The sequence below is a fragment of the Klebsiella sp. B345 genome (assembly GCF_051131735.1).
Classification (GTDB): domain Bacteria; phylum Pseudomonadota; class Gammaproteobacteria; order Enterobacterales; family Enterobacteriaceae; genus Klebsiella.
In genome coordinates this window covers 3,467,415-3,479,559 of the sequence record NZ_CP180443.1, presented here as the reverse complement: position 1 = coordinate 3,479,559, position 12,145 = coordinate 3,467,415, and the positions used below count along the sequence as shown (strand labels likewise).

Genomic DNA, 12,145 nt, shown 5'->3' with positions numbered 1-12,145 from the left:
TCCTGTTAAGGCGGGCGCCTGAGCGCCCGTGAATATCAAAGCGCAACCGGGAAGATGGAACCTAAAATCATCGCCCCGAGGATCGCGCCGCCGGTAATCGGCTTCTGCCAGATGTAAAACAGCAGCGCCCCGAGCAGAGAACCGATGCCGATAGGAATAGAGGCGGTCATCGCGCTGAGGATAATCAACGGCCCAAGGAAGCGACCGGAGGCATTACCCGCGCCCATCATGACGTCGGCGCCGTAGGTCGAGTTGCTCTGGTTAACCGTGAATTTACGCGCCAGGATAATGATGTAGCCAATGGCCACGCCGATAATCAGGCCGGTTGCCAGGGAAGCGGCAAAATTCGCCACCGGGAAGATGATGCCCGCACCCAGCAGCAGCGCCGGCACCCCGAGGCCAACCCCGGTCTGAATCGCCCCGCCGATATCAAGAATACCGACCAGCGAACCTTCGATGATGCGGGCAAACAGGAAGCTCGCGCCAAACGCTGCCACCGCACCGTACACGCCGGTGTCGATCCCGGATTTCAGCATCGCTACGAAGGCGACTTCGTTAAACGCGCCGATGCCGTAGAGGTAGTACATGTGTGTCCCGGCGAATACCCCGGAAGAGAGCAGGCCGACAAAGATCGGGAATGACCAGTCCGCGTACCAAAAACCTTTATTCTGTTCCATGCGTTATCCCCTTATTTGCCGCTCAGCGCGCTATGCAGCAGATCCAGCCAGTTCGGCACGGTCATGTGGAAGGACTCAATCATCTTCATGTCGAATCCACGGAAGAAGCCGCTCAGCACGAACAGGGCGATAATGGCCGTCATCATGATTTTGGTGACGCGGTTCCAGCCGGCGTCTTCAACGCCTTTACCGATCAGAATGCCCAGGACCAGACCCGGTACGGCGTTACCCATAATCAGCTGCGCGGCGCCGCCGAAAATAGTGGCCCAGAAGCCCGATTTCTTACCGGCATCGATAGCGGCTAGCCAGAAGATAACCGGCATGATGATGTTCACCAGCAGGTTGGCCGCAGGCACCAGCACTTTTACCGCCGTGACCTGTAGCGCTTCCGGTACTGCGGAGGCCGTGGAGTTAAGGAATGCCACCACCACCATGCCGATGAAGCCGCAGGCAATAGCCATTTTCTTCGGATCGTGTAGCGTTTCTGCCACGTTGCGATTTTTGAGCATCAGGGCTGAGGCGCCCCAGTGCGGGATAATGCGGTGGTCGACGTCCTGGGTGAAAGCACCCGCTGCAACGGACGATGCCCAGGCGTTAAAGAAGAAGCCCAGACCAAAGGAGAAATGGGAAGCCGGATCGCCCTCACAGGAATTCAGCTCGCCCAAGGTACGAAACGCCCCCATCCCCTGGGTGGTAGGCGCATGAAACATGCGTGCCGCTCCGGCGCCCACACCGACGCCGACCAGGCCGCCGATAATGAGCGATTTTATTAAAATTATCAGGAACATAGTTTAACCCTATGATGAGATTCAGGTTTGCGTGACAAAATCCACTTGATCGACATTGATGGCCGTCACGGTGACGGTGACATCCAGCTCCACGCTGTAGGTCCGTCGTTCACGGCGCAGAAAGAAGAACAGAAACGCTTCTTTACGCACCGCTTCACGCGCATGAACAACCTTCACGTCCTGTGGCTCAATACGCAGTAAGATCTGCGGTGAAGTACCCATCACCGCTGCCTGTACATGGTTCAGGGCATCGGCAAAGGCGCGCGTTTTGCTTTCGCCTTTGCCCTTGACGCTCACCGTGGTGGTGAATTGTTGTTTCATACTCACGCGCCGTATTTCTTTTTCCAGGCTTCTACCAGGCGCTCGCCCAGCTCTTCTTTATCCATAAAGCCGAAACCCAGTACGTTGTAGCCTTCGTTGATGGCGGTCACGCCTTCATCCACGGAACGCATGCCATATTTCGCTTTATAGCCATGCTTGTTTTGCGCGGTAATCGCCCCTGCACCACCGCTGCCGCAGAAAGAGATGCCAAAGGTGGCATTCTCGGCTTTCATCACGTCACCCAGCTTCATATCCGCGGCAACGCCCGGAACCACCACGGCACGCGCGCCGGCTTTCTCTGCACCTGCAGCGACTTTTTGGCCTTTTCCCAGACGATCGCCGATTACGATAGTAATTTGTTCCATTTTTTACTCCTTACAGGTTGTCTTTTGCGACTTCGAAGTGGACTGACAGCAGCCAGGACTCTTCTTCTGGCAGGTTGCCAAATTCCGCGACCACTTCGCGAGCAAGCATCATTGAATCTTCTGAAATCTCTTCAAACAGGCTGGCATCTACTTCCGGCAGCGGCTCGCCGCTAATCGACCGGTGGGCCATGGCCCGGACGTGGGAAGTCAGCATCTGCTCCTGGACGGCGTTGGGGATGATATTGCGACGACTTAACAGTGCATAAACCTGCTGCAGCATCTTCTCAGCCAGCTGTTCAGTTTGCGTCGCCTGCTCCCCTACGTCGTTTATTACCGCTCCGTTATTCACTTGTGTTACCCCGTTGATGTCTCTGGGGATAAAACTAGCGCCGGGGGGCAGGAGTTTGTAGCGAGTTGTTTTCCACTTCGAAGTGGAAAGGCGGACGGAGGGCGTGATCGATTGCACAAAATTGCGCTGATCGAGGCATTTTCAGCGAAATCACGTGATGGCTATCACAAGAAAATTCCTGCATAGCGGGTCGCGGCGGCTGGGATAACCATGAAAGAAAAAGGGAAAAGTGTGATGTCGATGGGGTTTTATCGCGAGAAAGGCGCAGGAGGCATCGATGGATGCCTCCTGAAACAGAACTTAGCGGTACTTCTTATGGTAGGTGTTGCGGGTCGTTTTAAACTCTTCCGCGGCGGCCTGCGCCTCTTTCACCTTACCTTCGTTAGCCAGCTTCAGCGCTCCGTCAATCTGACCAATCAGAATATCCAGACCGTGGCGGTAATCTTTCATTTCGGCGCTGTCCGCTGCTTTACCTTCCAGCTTTGGCGGGGTGTCTTGCTGCGCATCTACGGCAGCAGTGCGCATCTTAGTTAGCGCCGCTTTCAGTTCGCCCACATCGGAGGTTTTCTGCACCACCTGCAGGTTTTCTGCAAGAGTATCCATATCTTCGCCCAGGTCCGCCGCGAACGCCGACACGGAGCTCATCGCCAGCGCTGAGACAGCCAGCATTGCTAACAGTTTTTTACGCATTGCTCACTTCCTTTTTTATTATTTAAGCACAAGGAAAAGGCGCCTCATGGGCGCCCCTCTACACCGGATTGTTCAATCTGCATCTCGAATGATCCGGTATATCACGCCGTTACTGCCCGGCGATTTTCATCTCTGGCAGCAGCACGGAACCGCACTGAATATTGCTGCGGGTCTCGATATCGTCACCGACGGTCACGATATTACGCCACATATCTTTCAGATTTCCTGCAATGGTGATTTCACTGACCGGATACTGAATTTCACCGTTCTCAACCCAGAAACCGGATGCACCGCGTGAATAATCACCGGTCACACCACTGACACCCTGCCCCATCAATTCGGTGACGACAAGCCCGGTGCCCATCTCTTTAAGCAACTTTTCAAAACTCAGGCCGCGGCCGTTGATCCGCCAGTTGTGGATACCGCCCGCATGTCCGGTGCTGGTCATCCCCAGCTTACGCGCCGAATAGTTGGTCAGCAGCCACTGCGTCAACACGCCATCTTTAATAATGTCGCGGCGTTCAGTCCGCACGCCTTCGCTATCAAACGGTGTGGAGGCCAGGCCTTTCAGCAGATGTGGGTGCTCTTCAATGGTCAGCCACTCCGGCAGGATCTGCTGACCGAGAGAATCCAGCAGGAAGGTCGATTTGCGATAGACCGCGCCGCCGGCAATCGCGCCGACGAGGTGACCAAACAGCCCGGTAGCTACTTCATTGGCAAAAATCACTGGTGCTTTCATGGTCGAAAGCTTGCGCGGCGCCAGGCGCGACAGCGTCCGGCGGGCGCACTCGTCACCGACCCACTCCGGGGTCTGTAAATCTTCAATCGCGCGACCAATGGTGTAGGCATAATCGCGCTCCATGTCACCGTTCTCTTCGGCGATCACACAGCTGGACAGCGAATGACGGGTTGAGCAGTAGCTCTGCAACATGCCGTGGCTGTTACCGAAAACCTTAATACCGTAGTGGCTGTTGAAGCTGCCGCCTTCGGTATTGGTGATACGTTTGTCGGCCTGGAGCGCCACCTGTTCAGCACGTGAGGCCAGCTCAATCGCCTGATCCGGGGTCACTTCCGCCGGGTGGAACAGGTCGAGATCCGGGGCATCAAAGGCCAGCAGGGATTTATCTGCCACGCCTGCAAACGGATCCGGTGAGGTGTAGCGGGCGATATCCAGTGCCGCCTGCACCGTGCGGGCAATAGCCTGCGGGCTGAGGTCGGTGGAGGAGGCGCTGCCCTTGCGGTTCTGATGATAAACGGTGATGCCTAACGCACCATCGCTGTTAAATTCAACGTTCTCCACCTCGCCGTAGCGGGTGCTGACACTGATGCCGGTGGTTTTGCTGACGGAGACTTCCGCACCGTCTGATTTGCCTGCCGCCAGTTCCAGCGCCGTGGTCACGGCCTCTTCCAGCGTCTTACGCTGTTGTGCAACTTGAGAGATGACTTTCATCGCTAATGCCATAATGTAGGAAGGAGTTAATTGAAGTCTAACAGAGAACCGTTTTTCAGTGCGCGCCTTAACTGGTAACATTAGCCTCTTTTTTTAAGGAGCCTGAGATGACAAAGCAGCCCGATGACTGGCTCGACGACGTGCCCGGTGATGACGTTGAAGATGAAGACGATGAAATTATCTGGGTCAGTAAAAGTGAAATTAAACGCGACGCTGAAGAACTGAAGCGTCTTGGCGCCGAAATGGTAGAGCTTGGGAAAAACGCGCTGGATAAGATCCCGCTCGATACCGACCTGCGTGACGCCATTGAACTCGCCCAACGTATCAAGAAAGAAGGTCGCCGCCGCCAGATGCAGCTGATTGGTAAAATGCTGCGCAGCCGCGATGTCGATCCGATTCGCCAGGCGTTAGATAAGCTGAAGAACCGCCACAACCAGCAGGTTGCGCTGTTCCATAAGCTGGAGATGATTCGCGACCGTCTGATTGCCGAAGGCGATGACGCGGTACCGGAAGTATTGAACCTGTGGCCTGACGCCGACCGTCAGCAGCTGCGCTCGCTGATCCGTAACGCCAAAAAAGAGAAAGAAGGCAACAAGCCGCCAAAATCCGCGCGCCTGATCTTCCAGTATCTGCGTGAGCTGGCCGAAGGCGAAAGCTAACACCGCGTCATGTCCGCCAGATTTTCCCGGAGGCGGCGCTTTGCGCCTGTCCGGGCTACCGGATAACGCTATACCTGTAGCCCGGCAAGCGATAGCCTCGCCGGGAATATCCCCCTCAACGCCAATATTCCTCCGTTATTCCCCCTTGCTGTTCGGTCAATCGTTATGATCGAGCACAGCTGAATCGTTAAAGCTAATAACGTTTAAACTCACATATATTCAGCAACACTAATGGTTATTTTCTTATAAAAAGCGATCTTTATAGCATTTAAAAGTTTAAAATTGCGCATTTACTCACCAGGTGAGGCACTTCACGTTTTAATCAGACACTTACAATTAGATTCCCTTCATCGGAAACACAATCGATTCAGCAAAAGGGATGAAAAATGAAAAAAACACTGATTTTTACGGCTATTTCTATGCTTATCTCCGCTCAGGCAGTGGCGAAAACCTGGGTGCTGACAAGCACTGAAAGCAGTACTGACAAAGGAAACTGGCAGATAACAAGCGATCAGCTGAAGATAAAAGATCATGACTTCAGCATTGAGCAGAAGGTCCTCCACGGCGGCAAACAAGAAGGCAGTAAAATTCTCGTAATCCGCAGTAAAAATGGCCTGACTATCACCCTTAGCCCGACCCGTGGCATGAATCTGCTGAAAATTGAAGGTTTCGGCTCTCGAATGGGCTGGGATTCGCCGGTGAAAGAGGTCGTCAACCCGGCCTTTATCAACCTCGAAAGCCGGAATGGGCTTGGCTGGCTGGAAGGTTTCAATGAGATGATGGTGCGCTGCGGCTACGAATGGACCGGCCACCCGGTCACCGCCGACGGGCAGATTTATACCCTGCACGGTAAAGCCGGGAACACGCCGGCATCGCAGGTCGAAGTTGAGGTTGCCGATAGCGCGCCATATGAAATTCGCGTTCGCGGGTTGGTGAAGGAAAGCACCTTCAAGAAAGCCGATTTGCAGACCATGACCGAATTGCGCTATGTCCCCGGCAGCAACAGCTTCAGCCTGCACGATGTCTTAACCAACCACGCAGATTACCCGCATGACTACCAGATCATTTATCACAGTAATTTCGGTACACCGATCCTGGAGGAGGGAGCGCGTTTTCTGGCCCCCATGTCCAACATCAGTCCGTTCAACGACTATGCAAAAGCGGGTTTGAAGAACTGGCAAACCTACACCGGTCCGACCAAAGACTTCGACGAAATGGTCTTTAACATCCGGCCGCTGGCGGATGACAACCACCAGACTCTGGCCGCCGTGCTCAACAAGGCGGGAGATAAAGGGGCCTCCATTCAGTTCGATACCCGCCAGCTACCGGTACTGACGTTGTGGAAAAATACCGATACCGAAAAACAGGGCTATGTCACTGGTATCGAGCCAGGTACCAGCTATGCCTATCCGGTTACCATTGAGCGCGAGCAAAAACGCGTCAAACAGCTTCAGCCAGGGGCCAGCACTCAGTTTGATCTGACCTATACGCTGCTCCACAACACTGAGCAGGTCGCCGATGTTGAGAAGAAAATATCTGAAATTCAAGGCGATACTAAAGTAGCAGAAGATATAACGCCTATTGCAAAAGAGTAATTTAACGCGTTAATCATGCCCCGGGTTGCGACCTCCGCGTCGGACCCGGGCAGCCTGCCTACGCCATCACCACCTGACGTAAATCATCGGCAAAGCGCCGGTAATGCGCTTCATCAATCGCCTGAGGATAGCTCAGCACCAGCAATTCATGATCGGCCAGCCCCGCATGATAGGTCGGATGACAATGCGGCCAGCGGTTGGCATGAAAACCCATCGTTTCATAAAAACGCAGGCGCTTACGGGCAATCTCCGTCGTTAACGGATCGATTTCCAGAATAGTTAACGGCGCACGCTCGAGGATCCCGGCCAGCAGGCGTTTGCCATAGCCGCGGGAGCGCAAGGTTGCGTCAATCGCCAGATGTTCAACGTAGCAGTAGCCGGTAAACTGCCAGCAGCCGCTCAGACCGATAAACAACTCTCCATCGAACCATGCTTCCAGCGCATAGTGCGGATCGCGCAGCGCCTGCTGCTTTGCCGCTGGCTCCCGCTGTTCATGCCACGGAAACGCATTGCCGTACAGGGCATCAACGGCAGGAAAGTGCGGCGCGTCGGTCGCGGTGATGTGTCGCGATATGAGCATAACGGCATCCATTCCTGAGGGACAAAAAGAAATCTGCCCTCACAGGGAGGGCAGAGAGAGGCGCATGTGGCGGTTATTCTGCCGCCGCGGCCTTGCTTGCCAGTTTATCGAGCAGCTTCTGATGAATGCCGCCGAAGCCGCCGTTGCTCATCACCAGAATGTGATCGCCCGGATGTGCGGTTTTGACCACCATATCGGCCAGCACATCAACATCGGCGCTCCAGTGTGCCGGCTGGACGCAGGCTTCCGCCACTTCCGCCACCTGCCACGGAATATGCTGGGGCTGCAGCAGGAACACTTCGTCGGCGCGCCCCAGGGACGGCGCCAGATCGTCTTTGCAGACGCCCATTTTCATGGTGTTGGAGCGCGGTTCCAGCACCGCCAGAATGCGGGCGGTACCACCGACTTTACCACGCAGCGCCTGCAGGGTGGCCAGAATCGCCGTCGGGTGGTGGGCAAAATCGTCATACACGGTGACGCCGTTGGCTTCACCGCGCAGCTCAAGGCGACGGCGGGCGTTGATAAAGCCGCCCAGCGCCTGGGCCGCATCGGCCGGTAACACACCAACATGACGGGCCGCGGCAATCGCCATCAAACCGTTATGCATGTTGTGTTCACCCACCAGATCCCACTTCACTTCCCCGGCTTTCTCGCCGTCGAGCCACACTTCCCACTGCGAGGCATCGGCGTTCAGTTTCTTCGCCTGCCAGCGGCCCTGCTCGCCCACCAGCTCCTGCTCGCTCCAGCAGCCCATTGCCATGGTCTGTTTCAGGTTGATGTCATTTTCCGGCAGGATAATTTTGCCCTGACCCGGCACGATGCGCACCAGATGGTGGAACTGCTTCTGGATAGCCTTCAGGTCGTCAAAGATATCCGCATGATCGAACTCAAGGTTATTGAGGATCAGCGTGCGCGGGCAGTAATGAACAAATTTAGAGCGCTTATCAAAGAAGGCGCAGTCGTACTCATCCGCTTCGATAACAAAGAACGGGCTGTCGCCCAGACGGGCGGAAACGTCAAAGTTACCCGGTACGCCGCCGATCACGAAACCAGGCTTATAGCCACAGGCTTCGAGGATCCATGTTGCCATTCCGGCGGTGGTGGTTTTACCGTGGGTACCCGCAACCGCCACAACCCAGCGATCGCGCAGAACGAAATCATGCAGCCATTGCGGACCAGACATGTACGGAATGTTGGTTTCCAGCACCGCTTCCACGCACGGGTTTCCGCGCGTCATCGCGTTACCAATGATCACCAGATCCGGCCGTGGTTCCAGCTGACTGGCATCATATCCTTGAATTAAATTGATCCCCTGGTTTTCCAGCAGGGTGCTCATTGGCGGATAGACGTTAGCATCCGACCCCGTTACCTCATGACCGAGGGAGCGAGCCAGCATGGCCAGTCCCCCCATAAACGTGCCACAGATACCTAAAATATGAATGCGCATTCGTCGTTTCCCTTTTTCATCTGGGGCACATTTTACCCATATGTACGGCATCAGAGAAATGCATTTCAGGCGATTCCGTTTTTTGCTGGCGCGATTCACCTGTGCGTATTTTTTTTATTCTTTGTTAAGATTGTTGCGTTCGTTTTACTTCACATAAACATGCAGGGAACGGGTTATGAAAACGTTAGGTGAATTTATTGTCGAAAAGCAACACGAGTTCTCCCACGCAACCGGCGAGCTTACTGCTTTGTTGTCGGCGATAAAGTTAGGCGCCAAGATCATCCACCGCGATATCAACAAGGCCGGTCTGGTCGATATCCTGGGTGCCAGCGGTGCTGAAAACGTCCAGGGTGAGGTTCAGCAAAAACTCGACCTGTTCGCCAATGAAAAATTAAAAGCTGCACTGCGAGCACGCGATATCGTGGCGGGGATCGCCTCCGAAGAAGAAGATGAAATCGTTGTTTTTGAAGGCTGTGAACACGCGAAATACGTGGTGCTCATGGACCCTCTGGATGGATCTTCCAACATCGACGTTAACGTCTCTGTGGGGACTATCTTCTCCATCTATCGCCGCATAACCCCGGTTGGAACGCCGGTCACCGTTGAAGATTTCCTGCAGCCGGGCAGTCAGCAAGTCGCTGCCGGCTATGTGGTGTACGGCTCCTCGACCATGCTGGTCTATACGACCGGCTGCGGGGTTCACGCCTTCACCTACGACCCTTCGCTTGGCGTGTTCTGCCTCTCCCAGGAGCGCATGCGCTTCCCGGAAAAAGGCAATACTTACTCCATTAACGAAGGGAACTACATCAAGTTCCCGATGGGCGTGAAGAAGTACATCAAGTTCTGCCAGGAAGAAGACGCCGGCACCCAGCGTCCGTACACCTCGCGCTATATCGGTTCACTGGTAGCGGATTTCCACCGCAACCTGCTGAAAGGCGGCATCTACCTGTACCCGAGCACCGCCAGCCACCCGGAAGGCAAGCTGCGTCTGCTGTACGAATGCAACCCGATGGCGTTCCTCGCGGAGCAAGCGGGCGGTAAAGCCAGCGACGGTAAAGAGCGCATTCTGGATATCGTCCCGACCAGCCTGCACCAGCGCCGTTCTTTCTTCGTCGGCAACGATCATATGGTTGAAGACGTCGAGAACCTCATCAAAGCGTTCCCGGACGCCTAAGTACTCCCTTCCCCTCCCGTCCGGGAGGGGATATCCGCTAGCGATGTGCCGAACCACTCACCCGCGTGACCGGTGAGTTCTGGCGGTTTTCCCACAACACCGTCAATCCGCGCTGCAGCGCGATAAAAATAAACAGCAGAATGCCGATGGCAATTTTCGTCCACCACGAGCTCAGCGTGCCGTCGAAGTTAATGTAGGTCTGAATCAGCCCCTGAATCGCCACGCCAAACAACGTCCCCAACACCGTCCCCACGCCGCCGCTCAGCAGCGTACCGCCAATCACCACTGAAGCAATAGCATCCAGCTCCACCCCGACCCCGGCAAGCGCATAGCCGGCCTGGGTGTAGACCGAGAACACGATCCCCGCCAGCGTCGCCAGCCCGGTGGAAAGCATATAAATACGAATGGTAGTGCTGCGGGTCGAAATGCCCATCAGATTAGCCGAAGTGGCGCTGCCGCCAATGGCATAAACCTCATTGCCGAAGCGAGTACGGTGCGCCATAAATATTCCCGCCACCACCACCAGCAACATCAGCAACCCCATCGCACTCAGGCGTCCGCCGCCGGGAATCATCCACGCCAGGTCGGACAGCGTGTCGTAGACCGGATGGTTAATCGGGATCGACTCCTCAGACACCAGATAGCTGACGCCACGCAGAAAGAACATGCCGGCGAGGGTAATGATAAAGGCCGGAATTTTTAGCGCGTCGATCAGCAGCCCCATAAAGGCACCAAACGCGCAGCCCATCATCAGCACCAGCGGAAAAGCCAGCAGCGGGTTGATCCCCCAGCTGCCAATGGCTTTTGCCAGGAACACGCCGGTGAATGCGATCACCGACCCGACCGAGAGATCGATTCCGCCAGAGAGGATCACAAAGGTCATCCCGACGGCAATGATGCCAAGAAAGGCATTATCAGTCAGGATGTTGCAGATAACCCGCGTCGAGGCAAACCCCGGAAACTGGGTCAGGCAATACAGGTAGCCCAGCACGAACACGGCCAGGGTGATCATCAACGGTAAATTACGTTTTATCATGGCCGCGCACCCCTTTAAGTAAACCAATAAAGCGCGGCGACTGGACGATCAGCACGCACAGTACCACCACCGCTTTTACGACCTGATTCATCTCCGGCGGGAAACCCGACAGCAGGATCCCGGTATTCATCCCCTGGATGATCAACGCGCCCACCACCGACAGCAGCAGGTTAAAGCGTCCGCCCATCAGTGAACCGCCGCCGATCACTACCGCAAGGATCGCGTCCAGCTCCAGCCACAGTCCGGCGTTATTGGCATCGGCGCCACGAATATCCGCCGCCACGATCACCCCGGCGATCGCTGCACAGATGCCGCTCAGCACATAGGCCAGCATCACGACGATCCGCGTATTCACCCCGGCGTTTTTCGCGGCCCGAATGTTGATCCCTACCGCTTCGATAAACATACCCAGCGCCGTTTTGCGGGTGAACAACCAGAACAGCAGCAGCGTCGCGGCGGCAATCAGCACCGGCGTTGGTAGCAGAAACAGCGAGCCGCTACCGAGCCACGCCAGGTGCGGTGAATCAAAGGTGACGATCTGCCCGGCGGTGATCAACTGCGCGACGCCACGCCCGGCCACCATCAGGATCAGCGTCGCCACAAAGGGTTGGATCTTGAGGATCGCCACCAGAATGCCGTTCCACAGCCCCGCCAACGCCCCTGCCGCCAGCGCGGTCAGCAGCACCACCGGCAGGGCATGCCCGGCGACGGTCATCGAGGCCGCCGTGGCACCAGCAATGGCCATCACCGCCCCCACCGACAGGTCAATCCCGCCGGTCGCGATAACCAGCGTCATGCCGATCGCCAGCAGCGCCACCGGCGCCGCGCGATTGAGAATATCAATGGGGCTGCCGAACAGACGCCCGTCCTGCAGCACAATCTGGAAGAAGTGCGGGGCCACAAGGCTATCCACCACCAGTACCAGCACCAGGGCGATAATTTGTGGCATGCCTTTCGGCCAGTTGAAGCGCCGTTTTGGTTGACCGGTTTGGGGAAGAGATCCTGGCATCATGG

The 12,145-nt window shown here is 55.8% G+C and carries 14 protein-coding genes; 3 read left to right on the top strand and 11 right to left on the bottom strand.

Translation table 11 applies throughout. The annotated features are described in order from the left end of the window. Positions 1 to 35: 35 nt before the first annotated feature. The 7 genes from ACMYSO_RS16330 to pmbA form a co-directional block, all read right to left on the bottom strand. On the bottom strand, positions 36 to 677 hold the full coding sequence (locus tag ACMYSO_RS16330) for a DUF4310 family protein (protein ID WP_434586603.1): 642 nt from the start codon (positions 675 to 677) through the stop codon (positions 36 to 38). An 11-nt stretch (positions 678 to 688) separates the two neighbouring features. Beyond that, the gene (locus tag ACMYSO_RS16325; RefSeq protein WP_123757894.1) at positions 689 to 1,465 is read right to left on the bottom strand and encodes a DUF4311 domain-containing protein; all 777 of its coding nucleotides are present in this window, start codon (positions 1,463 to 1,465) and stop codon (positions 689 to 691) included. 21 nt (positions 1,466 to 1,486) lie between these two features. Next, complete coding sequence (locus ACMYSO_RS16320; protein ID WP_434586607.1) at positions 1,487 to 1,786, bottom strand: DUF4312 family protein; 300 nt, start codon at positions 1,784 to 1,786, stop codon at positions 1,487 to 1,489. A gap of 2 nt (positions 1,787 to 1,788) precedes the next feature. After that, on the bottom strand, positions 1,789 to 2,151 hold the full coding sequence (locus ACMYSO_RS16315; RefSeq protein ID WP_123757892.1) for an SFCGS family glycine-rich protein: 363 nt from the start codon (positions 2,149 to 2,151) through the stop codon (positions 1,789 to 1,791). 10 nt (positions 2,152 to 2,161) lie between these two features. Next, positions 2,162 to 2,500, bottom strand: a complete 339-nt coding sequence (locus ACMYSO_RS16310) for a glycine dehydrogenase (protein ID WP_434586608.1) — start codon at positions 2,498 to 2,500, stop codon at positions 2,162 to 2,164. Positions 2,501 to 2,800: 300 nt separating this feature from the next. Then, complete coding sequence (gene cybC, locus ACMYSO_RS16305; RefSeq protein ID WP_434665947.1) at positions 2,801 to 3,190, bottom strand: cytochrome b562; 390 nt, start codon at positions 3,188 to 3,190, stop codon at positions 2,801 to 2,803. A gap of 109 nt (positions 3,191 to 3,299) precedes the next feature. Beyond that, a complete protein-coding gene (gene pmbA, locus ACMYSO_RS16300) occupies positions 3,300 to 4,652 on the bottom strand; it encodes a metalloprotease PmbA (RefSeq protein WP_434665944.1) in 1,353 nt (450 codons plus the stop codon). A 95-nt stretch (positions 4,653 to 4,747) separates the two neighbouring features. Between pmbA and yjgA the strand changes: the two genes are divergently transcribed. Continuing rightward, positions 4,748 to 5,299: a ribosome biogenesis factor YjgA gene (gene yjgA, locus ACMYSO_RS16295; RefSeq protein WP_434586611.1), complete on the top strand. Its 552-nt coding sequence runs from the start codon at positions 4,748 to 4,750 to the stop codon at positions 5,297 to 5,299. Positions 5,300 to 5,685: 386 nt separating this feature from the next. Next, positions 5,686 to 6,894 carry an aldose 1-epimerase family protein gene (locus tag ACMYSO_RS16290; protein ID WP_434665941.1) on the top strand — a complete coding sequence of 403 codons (1,209 nt, stop codon included), beginning with the start codon at positions 5,686 to 5,688 and terminating at the stop codon, positions 6,892 to 6,894. A 58-nt stretch (positions 6,895 to 6,952) separates the two neighbouring features. Here the strand turns inward: ACMYSO_RS16290 and ACMYSO_RS16285 are convergent, their stop codons facing one another. Continuing rightward, positions 6,953 to 7,474, bottom strand: coding sequence for a GNAT family N-acetyltransferase (locus tag ACMYSO_RS16285; RefSeq protein WP_434665939.1), 522 nt, complete (start codon positions 7,472 to 7,474; stop codon positions 6,953 to 6,955). A gap of 73 nt (positions 7,475 to 7,547) precedes the next feature. After that, positions 7,548 to 8,921 carry a UDP-N-acetylmuramate:L-alanyl-gamma-D-glutamyl-meso-diaminopimelate ligase gene (gene mpl, locus ACMYSO_RS16280; protein WP_434665937.1) on the bottom strand — a complete coding sequence of 458 codons (1,374 nt, stop codon included), beginning with the start codon at positions 8,919 to 8,921 and terminating at the stop codon, positions 7,548 to 7,550. A 175-nt stretch (positions 8,922 to 9,096) separates the two neighbouring features. Between mpl and fbp the strand changes: the two genes are divergently transcribed. After that, positions 9,097 to 10,095 (top strand): class 1 fructose-bisphosphatase, encoded by a 999-nt coding sequence (gene fbp / locus ACMYSO_RS16275; protein ID WP_434665936.1) that lies wholly within the window; start codon positions 9,097 to 9,099, stop codon positions 10,093 to 10,095. A gap of 37 nt (positions 10,096 to 10,132) precedes the next feature. Here fbp and yjfF read toward each other — a convergent pair whose 3' ends face one another. Both yjfF and ytfT read right to left on the bottom strand, forming a co-directional pair. Further along, a complete protein-coding gene (gene yjfF, locus ACMYSO_RS16270; RefSeq protein WP_434665933.1) occupies positions 10,133 to 11,131 on the bottom strand; it encodes a galactofuranose ABC transporter, permease protein YjfF in 999 nt (332 codons plus the stop codon). Next, the gene (gene ytfT, locus ACMYSO_RS16265; RefSeq protein WP_123757883.1) at positions 11,118 to 12,143 is read right to left on the bottom strand and encodes a galactofuranose ABC transporter, ATP-binding protein YtfT; all 1,026 of its coding nucleotides are present in this window, start codon (positions 12,141 to 12,143) and stop codon (positions 11,118 to 11,120) included. The genes yjfF and ytfT overlap by 14 nt, the downstream gene beginning before the upstream one ends. Positions 12,144 to 12,145: the final 2 nt, after the last annotated feature.

Excerpts from the sequence above, each read along its gene's own strand:
- ACMYSO_RS16330 (WP_434586603.1), bottom strand. The coding sequence starts at position 677 with ATGGAACAGAATAAAGGTTTTTGGTACGCGGACTGGTCATTCCCGATC.
- ACMYSO_RS16325 (WP_123757894.1), bottom strand. The coding sequence starts at position 1,465 with ATGTTCCTGATAATTTTAATAAAATCGCTCATTATCGGCGGCCTGGTC.
- ACMYSO_RS16320 (WP_434586607.1), bottom strand. The coding sequence starts at position 1,786 with ATGAAACAACAATTCACCACCACGGTGAGCGTCAAGGGCAAAGGCGAA.
- ACMYSO_RS16315 (WP_123757892.1), bottom strand. The coding sequence starts at position 2,151 with ATGGAACAAATTACTATCGTAATCGGCGATCGTCTGGGAAAAGGCCAA.
- cybC (WP_434665947.1), bottom strand. The coding sequence starts at position 3,190 with ATGCGTAAAAAACTGTTAGCAATGCTGGCTGTCTCAGCGCTGGCGATG.
- pmbA (WP_434665944.1), bottom strand. The coding sequence starts at position 4,652 with ATGGCATTAGCGATGAAAGTCATCTCTCAAGTTGCACAACAGCGTAAG.
- yjgA (WP_434586611.1), top strand. The coding sequence starts at position 4,748 with ATGACAAAGCAGCCCGATGACTGGCTCGACGACGTGCCCGGTGATGAC.
- ACMYSO_RS16290 (WP_434665941.1), top strand. The coding sequence starts at position 5,686 with ATGAAAAAAACACTGATTTTTACGGCTATTTCTATGCTTATCTCCGCT.
- ACMYSO_RS16285 (WP_434665939.1), bottom strand. The coding sequence starts at position 7,474 with ATGCTCATATCGCGACACATCACCGCGACCGACGCGCCGCACTTTCCT.
- mpl (WP_434665937.1), bottom strand. The coding sequence starts at position 8,921 with ATGCGCATTCATATTTTAGGTATCTGTGGCACGTTTATGGGGGGACTG.
- fbp (WP_434665936.1), top strand. The coding sequence starts at position 9,097 with ATGAAAACGTTAGGTGAATTTATTGTCGAAAAGCAACACGAGTTCTCC.
- yjfF (WP_434665933.1), bottom strand. The coding sequence starts at position 11,131 with ATGATAAAACGTAATTTACCGTTGATGATCACCCTGGCCGTGTTCGTG.
- ytfT (WP_123757883.1), bottom strand. The coding sequence starts at position 12,143 with ATGATGCCAGGATCTCTTCCCCAAACCGGTCAACCAAAACGGCGCTTC.